The organism is Halorubrum sp. CGM4_25_10-8A (assembly GCF_005435025.1).
Classification (GTDB): domain Archaea; phylum Halobacteriota; class Halobacteria; order Halobacteriales; family Haloferacaceae; genus Halorubrum; species Halorubrum ezzemoulense.
The window spans coordinates 72,747-93,378 of sequence record NZ_SGTX01000001.1 but is presented as its reverse complement, the minus strand read 5'-3'; the positions used below and the strand labels follow the sequence as shown (position 1 = coordinate 93,378).

At 72.8% G+C, this 20,632-nt stretch carries 19 protein-coding genes; 14 read left to right on the top strand and 5 right to left on the bottom strand.

Annotated elements, in window-relative coordinates; genetic code table 11:
- The first annotated feature begins 68 nt into the window (after positions 1-68).
- The 3 genes from EXE52_RS00435 to EXE52_RS00425 all read left to right on the top strand — a co-directional run bounded on the left by EXE52_RS00435 (position 69) and on the right by EXE52_RS00425 (position 4,402).
- The gene (locus EXE52_RS00435; protein WP_089307748.1) at positions 69-1,001 is read left to right on the top strand and encodes a PHP domain-containing protein; all 933 of its coding nucleotides are present in this window, start codon (positions 69-71) and stop codon (positions 999-1,001) included.
- A 108-nt stretch (positions 1,002-1,109) separates the two neighbouring features.
- Positions 1,110-2,369, top strand: coding sequence for a gephyrin-like molybdotransferase Glp (gene glp, locus EXE52_RS00430; protein ID WP_089307747.1), 1,260 nt, complete (start codon positions 1,110-1,112; stop codon positions 2,367-2,369).
- On the top strand, positions 2,366-4,402 hold the full coding sequence (locus EXE52_RS00425; protein WP_089307746.1) for a molybdopterin biosynthesis protein: 2,037 nt from the start codon (positions 2,366-2,368) through the stop codon (positions 4,400-4,402). The genes glp and EXE52_RS00425 overlap by 4 nt, the downstream gene beginning before the upstream one ends.
- Here the strand turns inward: EXE52_RS00425 and EXE52_RS00420 are convergent.
- The 3 genes from EXE52_RS00420 to EXE52_RS00410 form a co-directional block, all read right to left on the bottom strand.
- A complete protein-coding gene (locus EXE52_RS00420) occupies positions 4,372-4,833 on the bottom strand; it encodes a PaaI family thioesterase (protein ID WP_089307745.1) in 462 nt (153 codons plus the stop codon). The genes EXE52_RS00425 and EXE52_RS00420 overlap by 31 nt on opposite strands.
- A gap of 75 nt (positions 4,834-4,908) precedes the next feature.
- Positions 4,909-5,880: a hypothetical protein gene (locus EXE52_RS00415; RefSeq protein WP_089307744.1), complete on the bottom strand. Its 972-nt coding sequence runs from the start codon at positions 5,878-5,880 to the stop codon at positions 4,909-4,911.
- On the bottom strand, positions 5,877-7,553 hold the full coding sequence (locus EXE52_RS00410; protein WP_089307743.1) for a histidine kinase N-terminal 7TM domain-containing protein: 1,677 nt from the start codon (positions 7,551-7,553) through the stop codon (positions 5,877-5,879). The genes EXE52_RS00415 and EXE52_RS00410 overlap by 4 nt, the downstream gene beginning before the upstream one ends.
- Positions 7,554-7,690: 137 nt before the next feature.
- Here EXE52_RS00410 and EXE52_RS00405 point away from each other — a divergent pair, with 137 nt between their 5' ends.
- The 8 genes from EXE52_RS00405 (at position 7,691) to tgtA (ending at position 15,053) form a co-directional block, all read left to right on the top strand.
- Positions 7,691-8,434, top strand: a complete 744-nt coding sequence (locus EXE52_RS00405; protein ID WP_089307742.1) for a lipoate--protein ligase family protein — start codon at positions 7,691-7,693, stop codon at positions 8,432-8,434.
- 66 nt (positions 8,435-8,500) lie between these two features.
- A complete protein-coding gene (locus EXE52_RS00400) occupies positions 8,501-8,899 on the top strand; it encodes a 30S ribosomal protein S6e (protein ID WP_049929755.1) in 399 nt (132 codons plus the stop codon).
- Positions 8,900-8,909: 10 nt separating this feature from the next.
- Entirely contained in the window at positions 8,910-9,377 is a 468-nt protein-coding gene (locus EXE52_RS00395; protein ID WP_089307741.1) for a hypothetical protein, read from the top strand.
- A gap of 96 nt (positions 9,378-9,473) precedes the next feature.
- Positions 9,474-10,559 (top strand): Lrp/AsnC family transcriptional regulator, encoded by a 1,086-nt coding sequence (locus EXE52_RS00390; protein ID WP_089307740.1) that lies wholly within the window; start codon positions 9,474-9,476, stop codon positions 10,557-10,559.
- Positions 10,560-10,590: 31 nt separating this feature from the next.
- Positions 10,591-11,262, top strand: coding sequence for a bifunctional precorrin-2 dehydrogenase/sirohydrochlorin ferrochelatase (locus EXE52_RS00385; protein ID WP_049929752.1), 672 nt, complete (start codon positions 10,591-10,593; stop codon positions 11,260-11,262).
- On the top strand, positions 11,259-12,599 hold the full coding sequence (hemA, locus tag EXE52_RS00380) for a glutamyl-tRNA reductase (RefSeq protein ID WP_049929751.1): 1,341 nt from the start codon (positions 11,259-11,261) through the stop codon (positions 12,597-12,599). Before EXE52_RS00385 ends, hemA begins: the two co-directional genes overlap by 4 nt.
- A gap of 77 nt (positions 12,600-12,676) precedes the next feature.
- A complete protein-coding gene (locus EXE52_RS00375) occupies positions 12,677-13,489 on the top strand; it encodes a Nif3-like dinuclear metal center hexameric protein (RefSeq protein ID WP_089307739.1) in 813 nt (270 codons plus the stop codon).
- 85 nt (positions 13,490-13,574) lie between these two features.
- Positions 13,575-15,053 (top strand): tRNA guanosine(15) transglycosylase TgtA, encoded by a 1,479-nt coding sequence (tgtA, locus tag EXE52_RS00370; protein WP_089307738.1) that lies wholly within the window; start codon positions 13,575-13,577, stop codon positions 15,051-15,053.
- 84 nt (positions 15,054-15,137) lie between these two features.
- On the opposite strand, the gene EXE52_RS00365 is transcribed toward tgtA, so the two are convergent.
- On the bottom strand, positions 15,138-15,470 hold the full coding sequence (locus tag EXE52_RS00365) for an uS10/mL48 family ribosomal protein (RefSeq protein ID WP_049929748.1): 333 nt from the start codon (positions 15,468-15,470) through the stop codon (positions 15,138-15,140).
- A gap of 172 nt (positions 15,471-15,642) precedes the next feature.
- On the opposite strand from EXE52_RS00365, the gene EXE52_RS00360 reads away from it, so the two are divergent.
- The 3 genes from EXE52_RS00360 to EXE52_RS00350 all read left to right on the top strand — a co-directional run bounded on the left by EXE52_RS00360 (position 15,643) and on the right by EXE52_RS00350 (position 17,413).
- Positions 15,643-16,089, top strand: a complete 447-nt coding sequence (locus tag EXE52_RS00360; RefSeq protein ID WP_049929747.1) for a bis(5'-nucleosyl)-tetraphosphatase — start codon at positions 15,643-15,645, stop codon at positions 16,087-16,089.
- Between the two features lie 97 nt (positions 16,090-16,186).
- Positions 16,187-17,182, top strand: a complete 996-nt coding sequence (locus tag EXE52_RS00355; protein ID WP_089307737.1) for a DUF5787 family protein — start codon at positions 16,187-16,189, stop codon at positions 17,180-17,182.
- Between the two features lie 21 nt (positions 17,183-17,203).
- The gene (locus EXE52_RS00350; RefSeq protein WP_049929745.1) at positions 17,204-17,413 is read left to right on the top strand and encodes a hypothetical protein; all 210 of its coding nucleotides are present in this window, start codon (positions 17,204-17,206) and stop codon (positions 17,411-17,413) included.
- 21 nt (positions 17,414-17,434) lie between these two features.
- Here the strand turns inward: EXE52_RS00350 and EXE52_RS00345 are convergent, their stop codons facing one another.
- The gene (locus EXE52_RS00345; protein ID WP_089307736.1) at positions 17,435-20,512 is read right to left on the bottom strand and encodes an FAD-binding and (Fe-S)-binding domain-containing protein; all 3,078 of its coding nucleotides are present in this window, start codon (positions 20,510-20,512) and stop codon (positions 17,435-17,437) included.
- Between the last annotated feature and the right edge of the window lie 120 nt (positions 20,513-20,632).

The window sequence follows — 20,632 nt, the reverse complement described above, 5'->3', positions numbered from 1 at the left end:
GACGGATCCCTTCTCGGCCAACCGCCGCCGCTCCTCCATTTATATACCTCCCGCCGCGTAGTTCGGTCGTGTCCCGCGTCACCGTCAGCATCGACCCGCACGTGCACTCCGAGGACAGCTACGACGGGCACGAGCCGGTCGATCTGATCTTGGAACACGCGGCCGAGATCGGGCTCGACGCGGTCGTTATCACCGACCACGACGTGATCCGCGAGTCGAAACGCGCCGCGGAGACCGCCGCCGAGTACGGGCTGATCGGCATCCCCGGCGTGGAGGTGTCGACCGCGCACGGCCACCTGCTGGCGATCGGCGTCGATCGAATGCCGCCGCGCGGCGAGCCGTACGCCGAGACGGTCCGGCGGATCCACGAGCAGGGCGGCGTCGCGATCGTTCCCCACCCGTTTCAGCGCTCGCGCCACGGCGTCCGTCAGCGCGACATCCCGACGCCCGGATCGGGCGACGGCTCCGGCGGGGAAGCGCCGGACGCCGAAATGTCCGGCGTGGACGCGGAACTGCCGGACGAGGACGCGGTCGACGCGGCCGGGGCCGCCGCGCCGGGCGCCGAGGTCGACGCCGTCGAGGTGTTCAACGCGTGGCTGTTCACGGGGTACCGAAACCGACGCGCGCGGCGGTTCGCGGCGAACCACGGCTACCCGGGGGTCGCCGCGAGCGACGCGCACCACCTCCAGTACGTCGGCCGGGCGTTCACTGAGCTGACGATCGAGGGGCGAGAGTCGGTCGGCGAGGTCACCGCGGACGACGTGCTGACGGCGATCCGCCGCGGCACGACGACCGTCGACGGCCGGCGCGCGCCGATCCGAATGGCGGCGAAACACTACGTCGGCGCCGCCGGACGCCGGTCCGGGTACTACGCGCGGACCGGCGCGGCCCGGGGCGCCCGGGCCACCAGGCGGACGACCCTCGGCGCGCTCACGGCCGCGAAGGTCGCCGCCCTCCAGTCGGTCCACCGGACTCGCCGGTTCCTCTCGTGGTTCGCCTGACCGGGCGCGTCGGCGGCCGGGGGCGTCGGCGAGCGGCCGCGACCGAGGGTCCGAACGCCGGCGCCCGCGGAGAACGGGGTTTTTGCCCGCGGCCGCGAATGTGTGAGCATGAGCCACGACAGACGGGAGTCCGGGTTCAAGCGGCGGACCCGGGTCGCGGACGCGAGGGCGACGCTGCTCGACGCCGTCGCGCCGAACGACCGGACGGAGACGGTCCCGGTCGAGGCGGCCGACGGCCGCGTCGTCGCCGAACCGATCGACGCGCCGGCGCCGGTGCCGGGGTACGACCGCGCCGCGATGGACGGGTACGCCGTCCGCGCGAGCGACACCTTCGGCGCCGGCGACCGATCGCCGGCGGTCCTGACCGCCAAGCCCGCCGAGGCGGACGCGGTCGCGCCCGGCGAGGCCGCTCGGGTCCACACCGGCAGCGCAGTCCCGGAGGGCGCGGACGCGGTCGTGATGATCGAACAGGTCGAGTCGGTCGGCGGCGAGGTGGAGGTGTTCGAGGCGGTCGCGACCGGCGAGAACGTCGGCAAGGCCGGCGAGGATGTCGCCGACGGCCAGCGCCTCTACGAGCCCGGCCACGCCCTGCGCCCCTCCGACCTCGGCCTGCTGCGCTCGGTGGGCTTCGACACCGTCACGGTCCGGGAGCCGCCAGAGGTCGCCGTGATTCCGACCGGCGAGGAGCTGGTGGAGTCGGATCCCGGCCCCGGCGAGGTGATCGAGACGAACGGGCTCACCGTCTCCCGGCTCGTCGAGCGCTGGGGCGGCGAGGCGCGCTACCGCGACGTCGTCACCGACGACCCGGAGGCGCTGCGCGAGGCCGTCGCCGCCGACCTCGACGCCGACGTGGTCGTCACCACCGGCGGCTCGTCGGTCGGGGAGCGGGACCTGATCCCCGAGGTCGTCGGCGACCTCGGCGAGGTGCTGGTCCACGGCGTCGCGCTGAAGCCCGGGCACCCAGTCTGCCTCGGCCGCGCCGAGGGGACGCCGATCGTGTCGCTGCCCGGCTACCCGGTCGCGTGTATCGTCAACGCGGCGCAGTTCCTCCGCCCCGCGATGAAGCGCGCGGGCGGGGCCGACGTAGAGCCGTTCCCGACGCGGCGCGCGACGCTCGGCCGGAAGGTCGCGAGCGAGCCCGGTGTACGGACCTTCGCGCGCGTGTCACTTTCGGGTCCCGACGACGGCCCCGACGGGGACGCGGCGGTCGACGACGCGCTCCCGACCGCGACGCCGACCCGCGCGAGCGGCTCCGGCATCCTCTCTAGCGTCGCGCTCGCTGACGGCTGGGTGGTCGTGCCCGAGCCGCGGGAGGGGCTCGACGCCGGCGAGTCCGTCGACGTCGAACTGTGGGAGGTGACGGAATGAGCGACCGCAAGGAGTTCCGGGACCTCGCGACCCCCGAGGCCGCGCGCGAAGCGATCGAATCGCTCGACCTGTCGCCGACCCCGGAGACGGTCTCGCTGGCGGACGCCCGCGGTCGCGTTCTCGCCGAGCGCGTCGACGCCGCGATCGACGTGCCCGGCTTCGACCGCGCGTCGATGGACGGGTACGCCGTCCGCGCGCGGGAAACCTTCGGCGCGGACGAGGCGGATCCCGCCGAACTCGACCTCGTCGGCGCGGTCCACGCGGGCGCCGCGCCCGACGTGACCGTCGAGCCGGGGACCTGCGCGGAGATCTCCACCGGCGCCGTCATGCCCGACGGCGCCGACGCGGTCGTGATGGTCGAGCGCACCGACGAGCTCGGTTCGGGCGGGGACGGGGTCGACGACGACGGTCCCTCGCGGATCGCTGTCCGCACGTCGGTCGCGCCGGGCGATCACGTGATGACAGCCGGGACCGACATCGCCGCCGGCGCCCGCGCGCTCGGACCGGGCACGCGGCTGACGCCCCGCGAGATCGGGCTGCTGTCGGCGCTCGGCGTCGACGAGGTCCCGGTCGAGGGGCGGCCGCGGGTCGGTATCGTCTCGACCGGCGACGAGCTGGTCCGCCCGGGCGAGGCGCTGAACCCGGACCGCGGGGAGATCTACGACGTGAACTCGACGACGATCGCCGCCGGCGTCGAGGAGGCGGGCGGCGAGCCGGTCCTCTACCCGCACGCCGGCGACGACTACGACGAGATGGAGCGGCTGCTGCGCCGGGCGGCCGACGAGTGCGACCTCGTGCTCTCGTCGGGGTCGACCTCGGCGAGCGCGGTCGACGTCATCTACCGCGTGATCGAGGCGCGCGGGGAGCTCCTGCTCCACGGCGTCGCGGTCAAGCCCGGGAAGCCGATGCTGATCGGCCGGCTCGACCGGGGCGGCTCCGACGGCGGCGACGGCGACGGCGACGAAGGCGTCGGCGAGGACGCCGCCCGGAACGATGCCTCGGTCGGCGAGTCCGCGTACGTCGGCCTCCCCGGCTACCCGGTGTCCGCGCTCACCATATTTCGCACGTTCGTCGCGCCCGCGATCCGCGACGCCGCCGGCCAGCCCGAGCCCGCGACGGCGACAGTCGAGGGGCGGATGGGCGTGAGCGAGCGCTACTCGGAGGGCCGTCTCCGGCTGATGCCCGTCGGCCTGCTCGACCTAGACGACGACGCCCCCCCGCTCGTCTACCCGGTGGACAAGGGGTCCGGCGCGACGACGAGCCTCGTCGAGGCTGACGGCGTCGTCGCGGTCGACCCGGACACGGAGGTCCTCGACGCCGGTGAGGCGGTCGAGGTACAGCTGTTCTCGCCGGACGTGCGCCCGCCGACGCTGCTCGGCGTCGGCGAGGACGACCCCGCGCTCAACCGCCTGCTCGACCGCCTCGCGAACCCGCGGTACCTCGCCGTCGGCTCGCGCGAGGGGCACCGCCGCCTCCGCGACGGCGTCCCCGACGTGGCGGTGACCGCCGGACCGACCGACCGCGAGGTCGGCGCCGAAGCCCTCGGCGGCTGGACCCGCGAGTGGGGGCTTGTCGTCCCCGACGGCAACCCGGAGGCGGTGACCGGGATCGCGGACCTCGTCGACCGTGACCTCCGCTTCCGGAACCGGCCGACAGTCTCGGGCCTCCGTCGGAGCCTCGACACGGCGCTCGACGACCTCGCGGACGAGCGCGACGCCGACCGCCGGGACCTCGCCGAGCGGATCGACGGCTACGAGCGGACCGCGAAGGCGTTCGAGAGCCCGGCCCGCGCGGTCGTCGCGGGCGACGCGGACGCCGGGCTCGGGCTCCGCGAGACGGCGGAACGGCTGGGCTGTGCGTTCGTCCCGCTCGGCGAGCAGTCGGTCGTCGTCAGGGCGGCCCCCGATCGCGCCGGCCGCGAGCCGGTCGCGGCGCTGGCGGCCGCACTCGACGGCGACGGCGGTCGCGGCGGGATCGACGCGATCCTCGCCGACCTCCCGGGCTACTCGCGGAACAGCCGAAACGATCCCTGACCGACGACGACCTCGCCGCGGTCCTCGTCGAGGCCGCTGGTGACGGTCATCTCGCTGACGCCGATGGAGCCGCCGGCCCGGATCACTTCGGCCTCCGCGCGGAGGTCGCCGGTCGCGGGGCGGAGGTAGTTCGCGTTGAGGTTCACCGTCGCGACGCCGCCGTCGAGCGGGTCCTCGAACGTCGTGCGCTGCGCGACGCCGCCGGCCGTGTCAATCAGCGTCGCCGCCACGCCGCCGTGGATCGTCTGCCCGTCCGTGTTCGTGAGCTTCTCGTCGAAGGGGATCGAGAGCACGACGCGCCCGCGCTCGACCGTCTCGACCGACGTGTTCAGCCACGAGAGGTAGCCGTGTTCGTCCTCTAACTTTTGTTCGACGAACCGCGTCGCCGCGTCGGGGAGCGGGTCCATCTCCGCGATGTCCGTCTGATCCATGTCCCGCCGGTCGTCCCGGGACGGCTTGTACCCCCCGGAAACGGGCGACAACCGGCGATCGATTGACGGCCTCGCTCACCCGACGCCGAGCCGGATCGGGTCGTCGCTTGGCACGAGCTCGACCGTCACCGACTCGCCGATCGCGAACGACCGGTCCGGACAGACCAACTTGACGCCGAAGCGCTCGCCGCGCGCGGCGAACAGGGAGAGCCCCACGATGCGATCGCCGTTCGCGCGGACGTCGACCGCCCCCCACTCGACCCGTGGCGCCCCGGACGACCCCCCGCCGTGGGCGGCCGCGGTTCCGATCCGGGTCCCGAGGAGGGACACCGCGTCGCCCGACCGCGGGCGTCGCTCGTCTCTTCCGTCCTCGCCGGGCGCCGCGTCGCTCGCCGCGAACGTCCCGCCGCCCGCGTAGTGCGTCAGCCCGCCGTCGAGCGGGACCCCCCCGTCGCTCGCGAGCGCCGCGAACGACGGTCCGGGCTCGGTCCGCCGCGGGCCGGCGAGCACGACGTGGGTCGGCCCCCGCTCGACGACGGTTCCGGTCCCGTCCCACGCGACCCGCTCCACGGGGAGGTCCGCGGCGACCGGGAGCGACCCGCTCGCTCGGAGGGGATTCGCGTCCGGCGGGCGGAACCCGAGGTGGACGTGGTCGTCGACCCACTGGCCGAAGAAGCCCGAGCGGGTCGTCGGGCCGAGCGCGTCGCCGACGGTGACCCGGTCGCCCGGCGTCACCGCCGGGATCACGTGGAGGATCCGCGCGACGGTGCCGGAGGGCGCGCCCGCGCGAGCACACCACTCGTCGTCGAGGCCGACGACGATCAGGTGGTCCTCGTCGGCCGCGTACGGGCGGTCCGGACAGCCGACGGTGCGGACCGCGCTGACGGTCCCGGCGACCGGAGAGTGGCCGACCCCGTTGCCCGGGTAGAGGTCGACGGCGCGACCGCGTTCGTGGGCGGGGTACGGGGAGTTGAACCGCGAGAACTTCTCGTATTGCTCGACGACCTCCGCGGGGAGCGTGACGGTTGCCTCCGGCGGGTCGGTCACGGGTCGGCGACCTCCATCCCCTCGATCACGAACCGCGCGCCGCCGGCGTCGGACTCGGCGACCGAGAGCGTCCAGCCGTGCGCCTCGGCGATGTCGCCGACGATCGCCAGCCCCAGCCCGGTGCCGCCGCCGAGCGACACGCCGCGCTCGGTGACTCGCTCGCGCTCCTCGGCCGGGATCCCGGGACCGTCGTCGCCGATCGAGAGCGCGGCCCGGTCGCCGCCCCGGGTGATAGCGACCGTGACGGCCACGTCCTCTCCCGCGTGTTCGATCGCGTTGCGGAACAGGTTGGAGGTCAGCTGTTCGAGCCGGTCGCGGTCGGCCAACGCGGTCGCGTCGCCCTCGACGGTCAGCGTCGCGTCGGTGGTCTCGAGCCGCGACCAGACGCGTCTGACCGTCCCGTCCAGCGAAACCCGGTCGAGGTCGTCGACCGTCTCCCCCGCCGTCGCCAGCGCGAGGAGCCCCTCGATCATGTCGTCCATCCGCTCGTGGGCGTTCGCGGCCCGCTCTAAGGCGCCGTCGGGGTCGCCGTCGCGCTGGCGGGCCAGCTCGACGGCCGCAGACGCGGCGGCGAGTGGGTTTCGCAGGTCGTGCGAGACGACGCCGGCGAACTCCTCTAACCGCTCGTTCTGCCGTTCGAGCTCCGCCTCCCGGCGTTCGAGTTCCGCCTGTCGCCGCTCCCGCGCGGTCACGTCGCGGAGCAGAAAGACGTGGCCGCGGTCGGTCCCGCGCGGGTCCGTGATCGGGTTCTCTTGGATGTCGAACTCGCGGTCCCCGATGGCGATCGGGTGTTCGACGCCGGACTCCAGCCGCGGGAACACGTCCGACAGCGACGAGCCGACCGCGTCGGGCGGGAGGAGCGACTCGGCGGCGGGGTTGAGGTCGCGGATCCGCCCGTCGGAGCCGGAGACGATCACCGGGTCCTGCATCACCTCGACCGCGGTGTCGCGCGCGACGACCGCGGCGTCGAGGGTGCCGAGCCAAAAGACGGTGCCGTAGAGGAACACGCCGTGGATCACGAACGCCGTCGGCAGCCACGAGAGGTCCCCGTAGCTCCCGACGTCGACGAACGTCACGGCCCCCGCGAGGAACGGGAACAGCGTGCCGAGCAGCACGACGAACGTCTGGAGCCGGTAGCGGTTCCCGGTCCGGTCGTAGAGGTCGACGACGAGGGACGCGCCGGCGAGACACAGCGCGTACGCGAAGAGGACGAACGCGCCGCCGGCGGGACCCAACCCGTATCCGAGCAGCGTGAACGGGCCGTCGGCGACGGGGGCGACGGAGCGCCGGGCCAGCCCGTGGGTCCCGCTCGACCACGCGAGGAGGACCCAGACGAACGCGGGGGTCGCGAGCGCGACGATCCGGTTCTCCGTCCGCCAGCGTTCGCGCCCGGTGAACGCCAGCGCGAACGCCATCCAGAGGACGGGAAGCGCGCCGAGGAGCGGCGTCGCGAGGCTGAGCGCGACGCGCATCGCGAGCTCACCGGACGCGGCGATCTGGAGGCCGTACAGCAGCGACGCGCCGCCGCCGCTGAGGAGGTACAGCGCGACCTCGAGGCCGCCGGGCTCGTCGCGCTCCCGCCACGCGACCCGACCGAGCCAGAGCCCGATGACGCCGGCCAGCAGGCAGGCGGTCAGGTACGCCTGAACCGGCAGGGCGCTCAGGTCGCTCATCGATACCGGTACCACTTCCAGCGCCGACAAAACTGTTGTGTCACGCGCCGGCGCCCCCCGGGGCCCTCGGTTTCTCCCCGCCCCGAGCGACCGCGCTCGGCGCAAGGGGCTTGTGTGCCGCCGCCGTCGGCACGTCCATGCGCGTGTACAGGGGCGAGTTCGCGACCCCGGCGGCCGACCGGGAGCCGGCGGGCGACCTGCTCGCGTCGGCCGCGGAGGGGGTCCCGGCCGTCCGCGTCACGGCGCCGCCGAAGCAGGTCGCCTTCGGCCGGCGGGACGCCCGCGAGCCGGGGTTCGACCGGGCGAAGCGGGCGGCGCGCGCGGCCGGATTCCCTGCCGTCGAGCGCGACGTGGGCGGTCGCGCGGTCGCGTACACCGGGTCGACGCTCTCGTTCGGCGTCGCAGTACCGACCGGCGGCGACCGGGGGTCGATCGACTCGCGGTACGAGACCGCGACCGAGACGCTCCGCGACGCGCTCCGCGACCTCGGCGCCGACGTGGTCCGCGGCGAGCCCCCGGCCGCGTTCTGCCCCGGCGAGCACTCCCTGCGCGTCGCTGGGGCCGGTGCGACGGAAACCGGCGGGGCCGCGGGCGGCGGGAAGGTCGCCGGGCTCGCGCAGCGCGTGCGCGCCGACGCGGCGCTTGTCGCCGGCGTCCTCGTCGTCTCGGCGGCGGACGCCGCGCCGATCGCGTCGGTCACCGAACCGGTCTACGACGCGCTCGGCCTGCCGTTCGATCCCGGCTCGGTCGGGAGCGTCGCCGACGCCGGCGGTCCGGACGACCCCGACGCCGTCGCCCGCGCGGTCGAGACCGCGTTCGTGGAGGGGCCGTGGGGCGACGGCGAGCGCCGGATCGTGCGCGTCGGCGGGGCAGCCGACTGAGCGCTGCGCGGCGCGCGGTTCCGACGTTTCGACGTGCTTTTTATGCGCGGGGGTCTGCGTTCGGGCATGGCCGAATTCAAAGTCGTCGTCGCCGACCCCGAGACCGGCGAGACGTTCCAGCGAGAGGTCGACGGACAGGACGCCAACCGATTCCTCGGTCGCGAACTCGGCGACGAGATCGGCGGCGACGCCGTCGGGCTCTCCGACCATACGATCGAACTCACCGGCGGCTCCGACGAAACCGGGCGCCCGATGCGCGAAGACGTCTCCGGCACCCGCCTGAAGGAGCTCCTCCTCGAGGGCGGCGTCGGCTTCGAGCCCTCCCGCGAGGGCGAGCGCAAGCGGATCACCGTCCGCGGCCGCGAGGTCGACGACGACATCGCGCAGATCAACGCGAGCGTCGTCGACGGCGACGGCGACGTGGCGGCCGCGCTCGGCGAGGGCGACGACGACGCCGACGAGTAACGGCGCTTCGATGCCTCGCGTTCCCTCCGACGGCGAGGACGTTTCCTCGGTTCGCGTCTCGCTCGCCCGGAGCGGCGGGACTCGCCGCCCCTGCGTCAGACTTCCCGACGACGACGCGCTCGACGGGCGCGTCGAGTCCGGGACCTGCGACGCGCTCGGAGTGAGTCAGGGGGACCTGATCCGCGTCGCGATCGGTCGCGACGAGTACCACGCGCGTGTCGCGGCCGACTCGCGCGGGCGGCTCCTCCGCGGCGCGTTCGACAACCGGCGGCTGGCGCGCGAGTCCGGCGAGGGGACGAACCGGCTGGTCAAGTGGCTCGACGCGAACGGCCGGGAGCCGGGCGAGAGCGTCGTCCTCGACGTGGTGGTGTCCGGCGAGCTGTACGGGCTGCGGATCCCCGGCGAGCGGACCGTGTACGACGCGGACCGCGGGCCGCGGTCGTCGCTCGCGGATATCGCCCGCGACGTGGACGGGTAGCTCCCGGAGCGCGCCGGGCGTCGACGGTCACCCTCCGCCGCGGCGGCGCGGCGTCAGGTCGGATCGCTTATTCTCGCGCGGCCCCGAGATCGGTCCATGCAGGAGGTCGACGCGGACCTGACGGCGCTCGACCGCGCGATCATCAACGCGTTCCAGGGCGGCTTCCCGGTCGCGGAGCGCCCCTTCGACGCGGCGGCGGCCGCGCTCCGCGAGCGCGGCGTCGACGTGACGGGACCGGAGCTGTGCGAGCGCGTCCGCGAGCTCGACGAGGAGGGGATCCTCTCGCGGTTCGGCGCGCTCGTCAACGCCGAGGAGATCGGCGGCGCCGCCTCGCTCGTCGCGATGCACGCGCCCGAGGACCGCTACGACGAGGTCGCGGAGACGGTGAACGAGTTCACCGCGGTCGCACACAACTACGAGCGGGAGCACCCGCACCTCAACATGTGGTTCGTGGTGAGCGTCGCGGACCACCCGGACCCCGACAAGGACGGGAGCGACCGCGTCGAGGAGGTGCTCGCGGAGATCGAGGACGCGACGAGCCAGGAGACGTACAACCTCCCGAAGCTCCGGGAGTTCCACGTCGGCGCGAAGTTCCTCGTCGACGGCCCGGTCCCCGACGGCGACGTGGACCTCTCGGGGCTCGGGCCCGACGTCTCGCCCAGCGACCGCGGAACGTTGACGCCCGACGAGCGCGACCTCGTCGTCGAGATCCAGGGCGGGCTCCCGGTGACCGAGACGCCGTACGCCGACGTGGCCGCCGCGGTCGGCGCCGACGTGGACTGGGTGATCGAGACGATCAAGCGGTTCGAGCGGGAGGGGAAGGTGCGCCGCGTCGGCGTCATCCCGAACCACTACGCGCTCGGCTACACGGAGAACGGGATGACCGTCTGGGACGTGCCCGAAGACGCCCTCGACGAGGTCGGCCCCGCCGTCGCCGACTTAGGCTTCGTCACGCACTGCTACGAGCGCCCGCGCCACGCCGGCGTTTGGGAGTACAACTTCTTCGCCATGACGCACGGCCGCACCGAGGCCGAGAGCGAGCGCCGGATCGCCGAGGTCAGGGAGCTGATGGACGACTACTGGGACGTCGGCGCGGACGACTGGGACACCCTGTTCTCGACGCGCATCCTGAAGAAGACCGGTATCCGCATCGCGGACCGGGCGGACAGCAACACGGCGTGACTCCCCGAATCGCGGGGACCGGAGGCCGTCCGTGACGCCGCTGTACCACGACTTCGCGGGCGAGACGGTGGTCGTCTTCGGCGGCGGCGCCGTCGGCTCGCGGAAGGCCCGCGGCTTCGACGAGGCCGCGCGCGTCGTGGTCGTGAGTCCCGACTTCGACGAGCGATTGCCCTCGCCCGACGACCCCGCGGCGGAGCGCGACACCGCGATCGAACTGCTGCGCGCCGCTCCGGACGCCGACGCGGTCGCCGGCTGGATCGATCGGCTCGGTCCCGCGCTCGCGGTCGCCGCGACCGACGACGCCGCGGTCAACGCCGCCGTGGAGTCGGCCGCGCTCGACCGCGGGATCTTGGTCAACCGGACCGACGTCTCCGGGGGTCGCGACCCCGGGAGCGTCGTGGTGCCCGCGACGGTGGAAGACGAGCCGGTGACCGTCGCGCTCTCGACGGGCGGGACCAGCCCCGCGCTCGCGAAGGCGTTACGCGAGCGGATCGAGGCCGAGATAGAGGGGGCGGGCGAGATGGCGGCGCTCTCTGGCGAGATCCGCGAGGAACTGAAATCCGAGGGTATACCTCCCGAGAAACGCCGGGAAGCGGTTCGCCGCGTTGTCAGATCCCGGGGGGTTTGGAAGGGTTTACAAAAGGGGAGATCCAACGGACGGCAAGAGGCCGACACCGTGATCGAGGAGGTACTCGACCGATGAGAGAGACGGGTGCGATCGCCGGCGTGAGCGTCGCCCACGCCGATGCGACCGTCGACGAGATCGAGGCCGCCGGCGGCGACGGCGTCCGCGCGACCGTCTCCGACCTGCTCGCGCGAGAAGGGGTCGAAGAGGCGTTCGCGGTGCAGACGTGTAACCGCTCGGAGGCGTACGTCGTCACCGACCGGACCGTCGACGGCACGACGGCGCTGTCGACGTTCGCGCCGGACGTCCGCGGCGGCGCGGTCCGCCGCCTCGACCACGAGGAGAGCCTGGAACACCTGATGCGCGTCGCCTCCGGGCTGGAGTCGCTCGTGCTCGGCGAAGACCAGATCATCGGGCAGCTGCGGGAGGCCTACGAGGAGTCGAAGTCCGCCGGCGGCATCGGCCCCGTCCTCAAGGACGCCGTGACGAAGGCGCTCCACGTCGGAGAGCGGGCGCGGACGGAAACCGAGATCAACGAGGGCGTCGTCTCGCTCGGTTCCGCCGCGGTCCGGCTCGCGGCGGACGAGATCGACCTCACCGACGGCTCGGCCGTCGTCGTCGGGGCCGGCGAGATGGGGACGCTCGCGGCCCGGGCGCTCGACGACACGCCGGTCTCGGACATCGTCGTCGCGAACCGCACCGTCCCGCACGCGGAGTTCGTCGCCGAGGAGGTCGACACGCCCGCGGAGGCGGTGCCGCTCGCGGACCTCCCCGCCGTGGTCCCCGACGCCGACCTCGTCGTCACCGCGACCGGCAGCCCCGACCTCGTCGTCCACCCGTCGTACGTCGACGGCGCCGGCCGGGTCGTCTGTATCGACATCGCGCAGCCCCGCGACGTCGACCCGGCGGCCGGCGCGCGCGAGGGCGTGACCGTCTTCGACATCGACGACCTCGAAGACGTGACCCAGCGGACTAGGGAGAGCCGCGCCGCGGAGGCGCGCGAGGTCGAGTCGATCATCGACGCGGAGCTCGACCGCATCCTCGAGGCGTACAAGCGCAAGCGCGCCGACGACGCCATCTCGGCGATGTACGCCGGCGCGGACCGGGTGAAGGCGCGCGAGCTCGACCGCGCGATGTCGAAGCTGGAGGCGCAGGGCGACCTCACGGACGAGCAGCGCCAGACGGTCGCCGACCTCGCCGACGCCCTCGTCGGCCAGCTGCTCGCCGCCCCGACGCGCTCGCTCCGAGACGCGGCCGGCGAGGACGACTGGGAGACGATCCGCACGGCGCTCCGGCTGTTCGACCCCGACTTCACACCGAAGACGGGCGACTCGGTCGAGTCGGACGCTCCCGACGCCGGGGTCGGCTCCCCGGACGCGGTCCCGGACTCCGTCGCCGAGGAGCTCGACGACTGACCCCCGACCGCCGGCCCCGACGTTCTCGACCGCGCCCGCTCCGCGCCCTTTATTCGCCGACGCGCACACCGACCGGTATGAGGCTCTCCGAGTACGTCGACCGACTCGACGAGGAGCTCGACACGGCCGCGTACGCCGACGTCGACGCGAGCGCGAACGGCCTTCAGGTCGGCCCGGGCGGCGAGGCCGCTAGCCCGGGCACCGGACCCGCCGACGACCCCGAGGTCGAACGGGTCGCCTTCGCGGTCGACGCCGCGACGGCGACAATCGAGGCCGCCGCGGACGCGGGCGCCGACGTCCTCGTGGTCCACCACGGGCTCTCGTGGGGCGGCATCGAACGCGTGACCGGTCGCGTCCACGACCGGATCGCGGCGCTCATCGAGCACGACATCGCGCTGTACGTCTCGCACCTCCCGCTCGACGGCCACCGGGAACTGGGCAACGCGGCGGGCGTCGCCACCGAGATCGGACTCGAAGACCGCGACCCCTTCGGCGAGATCGGCCCGGTGACGATCGGCACGATCGGGGAGACGGCGGCGCCGCGCTCGGCGGACGCGCTCCGCGAGACGCTCGACGGGTTCGAGGGCCAACCGGACGGCGAGCCGTCGCCCACGCGCGTCCTGGACTTCGGGCCCGACGAGGTCGAACGGGTCGCGGTCGTCACCGGCTCCGGGGTCGACTGGCTCGACGAGGCGGTCGCGGCGGGCGCGGACGCGCTGATCACGGGCGAGGGGAAACAACAGGTGTACCACGACGCCCGCGAGGCCGGGCTGACAGTCTTCCTCGCCGGCCACTACGCGACGGAGACGTTCGGCGTTCGGGCGCTGGAGTCGCTGACCGCCGACTGGGGCGTCGAGACGACGTACCTCTCGCATCCGACCGGGCTCTGAGCCCCGCCCGCGCCGGGCGGCGGCCCCTGCGGGCGCGCTCGCCGCCGAACGCAACCCTTACCGCTCGCGTCCGCGCAGTCCGGGTATGCGCGATCACTTCGAGATCCGGGACCACGACGCCGCCGGGCGGATCGGTCGGCTGACGGTCCCCCGCGCCGACGTCACGGTCGAGACGCCGGCGCTCCTGCCCGTGGTCAACCCCAACGTGCTCACGATCGAGCCGGAGCGGCTCCGCGAGGAGTTCGGCGCGGAGATGCTGATCACGAACTCCTACATCATCCGCAGCACGGACCGCATCCGCGACCGCGTGCTCGACGAGGGGCTCCACGAGTTCCTCGGCTTCGACGGCGCGATCATGACCGACTCGGGCTCCTTCCAGCTGGCCGAGTACGGCGACATCGACGTGACGACCGAGGAGATAATCGAGTTCCAGCGACAGATCGGCAGCGACGTGGCGACGCCCGTCGACGTGCCGACGCCCCCGGACGCCGACCGCGAGCGCGCCGAGTCAGAGCTCGAGACGACGAAGCGGGCGCTCGCAGACGCCGAGGCCGCCGAGACCGGCGAGATGCTCGTCAACGGGCCGGTCCAGGGGGCGACGTACGCCGACCTCCGCGAGGAGGCGGGGCGCCACGCGGCCGCGACCGACCTCGACGTGTTCCCGGTCGGGGCGATGGTGCCGCTGCTCAACTCGTACCGCTACGCCGAGGTGGTCGAGGCGGTGCGCGCGGCGAAGCACGGGCTCGGGCCGGGGGCGCCGGTCCACCTGTTCGGGGCCGGCCACCCGATGATGCTGGCGCTCGCGGTGGCTGCTGGCTGCGATCTGTTCGACTCGGCCGCGTACGCGCTGATGGCCCGCGACGGCCGCTACCTGACGGTCTCGGGCACCGAACACCTCGAAGCGCTCGACTACTTCCCCTGCTCGTGTCCCGTGTGCGCCGACCACGAGCCGGCGGACCTCCGCGGCTTCGACGACGGCGAGGCGGAGCGGCTGCTCGCCGAGCACAACCTCCACGTCACCTTCGAGGAACTGCGCCGCGTGAAGGAGGCGATCCGCTCGGGGACGCTGCTGGAGCTGGTCGACCGCCGCGCCCGCGGCCACCCGGCGATGCTCGACGGCTACCGCGCGCTGCTCGACCACGCCGACGAACTGGAGCGGACCGACCCCGGGTCGAAGGACGCGTTCTTCTACACCTCACGGGAGGCGGCCCGTCGCCCCGAGGTGATGCGACACCACGACCGACTCGATCGGCTGGCGGCGCCCGACGACCTCCTGCTCACCGAGTCGAAGGCCCCCTCGAATCACGCGTACGACGCGGTGTGGCGCGTGAAGCCACCGTTCGGGCCGTATCCGCCCGCGCTCTCGGAGACGTACCCGCTCACCGCCGAGGTTCCGGAGCGGACCGACGATGCGGCGCAGGTCGCCGCGGCGGCGGGTGTGGCCGCGCTCGCGGCGGCGAACCCGGAGACGACGCTCACGCTCGGGCACGACGCGTGGTGCGACGCCGCGTTGGCGCGGCTGCCGGACCGCGTCGAGACGGAGAACCTCCGGACGCTCGGTTGAGCCGGCGCTGGCGCGTGGATTCCGACGCGGCGAAAACCGCAGCCGTGACCGGAGTCGTCGGTCGGTTCGGCGGCGTCGAGCGACTCAGTCGCGCCGGTGACCGAGCGGTTTCTTCTGGCCGACCTCGACCTCGACGTGGATCGAGTCGGGGAAGCCGCGCGCGACGACGGACCGCGCGATGTCGTCGGCGCCGTGGATCTCCATCGAGCGGTGATACACGTCGTAGCGCCACGGCGAGAACTCGTCGCCCGGTGAGAGGTCCTTGTACAGCGGCACGGTGACGCGCTCCGAGGGGCTCGCGTGCGGGCCCTTACACTCGGCGCCCTTGCGTTCGAGCGTCTCTTTGAGCTCTTGGACGGTCTCGGCGAGCACGTCGCGGTCGCCGGACGCGAAGTGGAGTTTCGTGACGAAGGTCATGGCTGGGGGTCGTGCGTGAATGACCGCCGGAGCGGTAAAAACGCACCTACCCGCGGTCGCCGCGCGAGACCCCGCCGCGAATCCGGCCGAAGACCGGTCGACGCGGCCGAGCCGTTCGGATCCGTTCGGGAGTCCGACACGCTCTTTAGGGGTGATCGCTTACCTGCGGCCAATGACGGTCGAAGCGACCAGTGCCGGAGCCATCCTCTTCCGCGATACCCGCGGCGAACGGGAGTACTTGCTCCTGAAGAGCCGACCGGGGGACTGGGAGTTCCCCAAAGGCGGGGTCGAGGGGGACGAGGAGCTCCAGCAGACGGCGATACGAGAAGTCGGCGAGGAGGCCGGGATCGAGGATTTCCGGCTGATCGACGGGTTCCGCGAGGAGTACGACTACGTGTTCGAGGCGAACGGCAAGACCATCCACAAGACGGTCCACCTGTTCATCGCCCGCTCGTTCGAGGCGAGCGCCGAACTCTCGAAGGAGCACCGCGACCTCCAGTGGCGCGACTACGACCAGGCGCTCAACACGATCACCCAAGACGGCCCGCGCGAGATCCTCGAGGAGGCCCACGTGTACCTCGACGAGCGGAAAGACGAGGAGGACGGGAAGTACGTCTGATCGGGGGGCGGGGACGGGCGCGCGATCGATCGGCCGACAGCGGGCGCCCCCGCCCCGAGCGTTTCGCTTTTGTCCGCGCCCCGCGACGGTGTGGACAGTGACGCCCGACGCCGAGTTCGGCTACGAGCTGTTGGTCTGTCGGTACGCCGAGCTGGAGTGGCACCCGAGCGAGGGACGCCGTCCCGCGCTCGTCGCCCGCCAGCTCGGCACGCAGGCGCGCCGCTGGGACACCGTCGTGATCGAGGTCGACCCCGCGGCGTTCGAACGGCGGCGCGCGTTCGGCGACCGGGCCATCGACTCCGACCTCCTCCACGTCGTCCGCGGCGCGCCCGCCGCGTGGGCGTGGTACCGCGACGCGCTGCCCGACCCCGGCTACCCGTGGCGCTACGTTCGACAGGCGGTCCACCGGGCGGCGGGCCGCGGCCTGATCGAGAAGCGGCGCGACGGGAACCGGATCCAGATCCGCCGCAAGCGACCGTATCCGGACTGGGTCGAGCGGATCGTCGCGGTCGAGAACAAGCCGGACCTAGACGCCAGCGCGGCCGACAGGCTCGCCGACCAGCTCGAACACGACGTCGAGACCGCGCTCGCCGACGAGGTCTGGCTCGCGACCGAGACGACCGGTGAACGCGTCGAGCCCGCCCTCCTCCGCGAGATGCCCGTCGAGGCCGGGGTCCTCGCGACCGACTTCTCCGCGGGCGTCGACGCCGACGCGGTCGACGTGGCGTGGCACCCGAGCGCCCTCTCTCCCGGACCGGGTGAGCGACGTGACGCCGCGACGGAGACGCTCCGCCTAGAGATCGCCGAGCGCGCTTACGGGAAGGGGTGGCGCACCTTCCACGACACGATGCGGCCGGACTGCCGACACTTCGAACTCCGCCGCGAGGGGCGCGCGCTCGTCCCCTACTGCGCGGCGAAGGGGAAGGTCCCCACCGCGCGGGAGTGTTCGGGGTCCTGTCCGGAGTTCTCGCCGGAACCCCCGCAGTGGCGCACGAATGGGTGGCCGATCGAGGGCGGACCGGGGAAGGGTATCGAGCGGCTGCTGGCGCGGCGTCGCGAGCGCGAACGAGATCGGGTCGAAAGCGTTGAGTGACCGAGGGCGCCAGCAGGTCGCATGCGGTTCCCGAACCCTCCGCTCTCCGAGTACGCGCTCAACACGGCCGTCGTGGTCCTCACGCTTGGGGTCCTCCAGTACACCGGTTGGCTCTCCGAGGACCCCGGCGGGCTTGACCCGGCGTTTCTCGCCGTGGTCGCGGTGACGTTCCCGGCGTTCTCGTACCTCATCGCGCTCGCCGGGGCGAACGTGTGGTCTGACGCCGGGTGACCGCCCGAACGAGCCGTCCCCCTACGCCAGCGCGGCCGCCAGCTTCTCCACGGGATGCGACGGCTCCGGCACTTCGCCCGGCCCCTCCTCCAGCTGCGTCCGGCAGGACGTTCCGGGGGCGACGAGACCGTCGCCGTCGCTGGCGTCCACCTGCTCGAAGAGGTTCTCGCCGATCGCCTTGCTCATCGAGTAGTGCTCGGCCTCATAGCCGAACGAGCCCGCCATCCCACAACAGGAGGAGTCGAGCGGGTCGACGCCGTAGCCCGCGCGCCGGAGGACGCCGACCGCGTGGTGGTCCTTCTTCGTCGCCTTCTGGTGACAGTGACCGTGGTAGGTGAGCGACTCCGTCGGGGCGTCGAGGGAGAGAGTCTCGTCGAGCCGGTGGGCGTCGACGTACTCCATGACGCCGTAGGCGTTCTCCGAGACGGCGGCCACGTCCTCGTCCGGCACGTCGCTGGCCTCGCCGTCGAGCAGGTCGTGGTAGTCGGACTGGAGCATCACGGCGTCGGACGGTTCGACGACGACCACCTCCCAGTCATTCCGGACCCGGGGGGCGAGCGTCTCCACGGCGTCCCTCGCCGTCGCGCGCGACACGTCGAGCATCCCCTTCGAGTGTGGCGGCCGCCCGCTCCCGTCGACGTCCGGGATCTCGACGTGGCAGTTCGCGGCCTCCAGCACGCGCACCGCGGCCTTCCCCGCGCCGGGGTTCGTGTAGGTCGTGTACACGTCGGGGAACAGCAGCACGTCGCGGTCGGCCTCCTCGCGCGAGACGCCCGCGCCGCCGCGGGCTTCGAACCAGTCGACGAGGGTCTCAGAGCGGAACTCGGGGAGGTCCCGCTCCCTCGCGATCCCGAGCGCCTTCTCCGCGATGAGCCCGCTCCCGGGGATCTTGTTCGGGAGGTTCGAGAGCGGCGCGAGCTTCGAGGCGAGCGGCGCGAGCGACTCGAAGCGTCCGAGCAGCCGCGTCCGCAGATCGATCCCGTGCTTCTCGTGGTGGGCGTGCTCGACCTCCGCCTTCAGCTTCGCCATGTCGACGCCGCTCGGGCAGTCCACCTTACACCCCTTACAGCCGACGCAGAGGTCCATCACCTCGGTGACGAACTCGTCGTCCGTCGGGTCGTCCGGGAGCTCGCCGGAGATGGCCCCGCGGAGCATGTTCGCCCGCCCGCGGGTCGACTGGACCTCTTCCTCGGAGGCGCGGTAAGTGGGACACATCACGCCGCCGGTGGTCTCCTGCGGGCCGCGGCAACCGCCGCAGCCGTGGCAGAGCTCCACCATCCCCTGCATCCCGTTGTCGACCGCCCACTCCATCGCGGGGTCGAACCCGGCGTCGTACTCGTAGTCGGCGTCGAACCGGAGGTTCTCGCCCATGTCGACGTCGCCGCAGACGTTGCCCGGGTTGAGCAGCCAGTCGGGATCGAACGCGGTCTTGAGGTCGCGGAACGACTCCCAGAGGTCGTCGCCGTACAGCTTCCGGTTCCACTGGGTCCGCGCGCGGCCGTCGCCGTGTTCGCCCGAGACGGAGCCGCCGAGTCGGACCACCGCGTCGGTGACGCGGTCGGCGATGTCGAGCATCGCCTCCACGTCGTCGACCTCCTTCGTGTTGATGAGCGGACGGATGTGTAACACACCCGGGCCGGCGTGCGCGTAGAAGGTGGCGAAGGTGTCGTTGTCCTCCAGAATCTCTTGGAACTCGCGGGTGTACTCCGGGAGGTGTTCCGGCGGGATGGCGCAGTCCTCGATGAAGGAGATGTGCTTCTCGTCGGTGGTGCGCGAGAGGAGGATCGGTAGCCCCGCCTTCCGCATCTTCCAGAACCGGTCGCGCTCGTCCGGGTCGTGCGCCTCCAGCGCGTCGACTGCGCGGCGAGGGTGGCTCGTCGTCTCTGCGGCGCCCGCGCTCGGGTCTGTCGTCGTCTCGACGCGGGCTCCCGCGGCGCCGTCGGCCGCGCCGACCCGGTCCGCGATCAGGTCCGCGACCTTCTGTTCTCCCGTCGCGTCGTCCTCGGCGTAGAACTCGATGAGCAGCACGGAGTCGGTGCCGTCGGGTAACATTCCGACGACGTCCTCGAACTCCGGCGTGTCGGCCGCGAGCCCGAGGAGGACGTCGTCCATTACCTCGACGGCGGCGGGGTCGTGTTCGAGGCACGCGGCGACGTCCTCCATCGCGTCGAGGAGGTCCTCGTAGGTCAGCAGCGCGACCGCCTTCGTCTCCGGGATCTCGACGAGCGAGACGGTCGCCTCAGTCACGGTCGCGAGCGTCCCCTCGCTGCCGGCCATGAGGCGGCCGAGGTTGACGACGCCCTCCTCGCCGTGCTCGCCGCGGTACTCGGCGAGCAGGCGGTCGAGGTTGTAGCCGGAAACGTTCCGCTTCAGCTCCGGGAAGCGCTCGTCGATCTCGTCGGCCTCCTCGTCGAGGATCCGCACGACCTCGGCGTGGATCCTCGGGAGGAGCCCGTCGGCGTCGGGGTCCGCTGACTCGCGGAGCTCCTCGACCGCCACCTCGCCGAACGTCGTCACGGTGCCGTCGGCGAGGACGACCTCCAACTCCTCGACGTAGTGGTCCGTCTTGCCGTACTTCAGCGAGTGCGCGCCGGTGGAGTTGTTGCCGATCGCCCCGCCGACCGCGGACTTGTCGCGCCACGCCGGGTCGGGTGCGAACTTCAGCCCGGCCGGTTCGACCGCGGCGTTGAGGTCGCCCACGTACGCGCCAGCCTGAACGCGGGCGGTCTCCGCGTCGGGGTCCGTCGACAGCACGCCGTCCATCTCGTCGGTCAGGTCGAGGACGACCGCCTCGTTCACGGTCTGGCCGGCGAGCGAGGTACCGCCGCCGCGGGGGAGGACGGGGATCCCCTCCTCGAAGCAGTACTCGTGGACCGCGGCCACGTCCGCGGTCGACTCCGGGATCACGACGCCGATCGGCGTGACCTCGTACGCCGAGGCGTCGGTCGCGTACAGCCGCTTCGAGTAGTCGTCGAACCGCACGTCGCCGTCCACTCGGCGATCGAGCGCGTCGACGAGATCCGGCCGTTCCACCGTCCCGCCGGTGTAGTCGAAGTCCCCGCCGTCTGTCGGGTCCGGCTCCGAGGTGTTCGTCGCCATACGAATCCCTCACGGTCGAATTATGAAAAACCTCCTGCCGTCGGCGCGCGGCGGGAACCCGGGCCGCGGGACCAGCCCGCGCTCACCGTCCGACGCGCGTCGTTCGACAACGAACGCTTA